Origin of the sequence: Mesorhizobium tamadayense, from assembly GCF_003863365.1 — a bacterium.
GTDB classification, from domain to species: Bacteria; Pseudomonadota; Alphaproteobacteria; order Rhizobiales; family Rhizobiaceae; genus Mesorhizobium; species Mesorhizobium tamadayense.
This window is the reverse complement of record NZ_RQXT01000264.1, coordinates 1-369: the sequence shown is the minus strand read 5'-3', so window position 1 is coordinate 369 and position 369 is coordinate 1. Positions and strand designations below refer to the sequence as shown.

Here is a 369-nt window from a genome sequence, read left to right as displayed (position 1 = left end):
GGCGAGTAGCGGAGACGCTTGCGCGCCTCCGCTCTCTCAGAACCGTGCGTGAACCTCTCAGCTCACACGGCTCCCATCAGGCAAACGTGCCGATCAGACCGAGTTGCCAGTGCACGAAGAGATCGGTGCGCTGCTCGACGATCCGTTGTAAGAACCGACTTGCCCGAGCCTTACCCCTGCCAAAGCGCTTGAACTTCCGCCTTGCCCACGCAAGCACCGTCTGATTGACGTAGCGAAGTATGGGCTGCAGCCCCATTGGCGCATACCGTCCATAATAGCTGATCCACCCCCTGAGGAGCGGATTGGTCAGCCGGGCGATGTCGTTCAACGAGAGCTGCGTCTGTCGGCGGATGTGCAAGTCCCTGATCT

The 369-nt window shown here is 60.4% G+C and carries 1 protein-coding gene; it reads right to left on the bottom strand.

Annotated features, from left to right (window positions below):
• Positions 1 to 76 precede the first annotated feature (76 nt).
• Positions 77 to 369: group II intron maturase-specific domain-containing protein (locus EH240_RS37600; RefSeq protein WP_281035208.1), on the bottom strand; the 293-nt coding region annotated here is incomplete at its 5' end.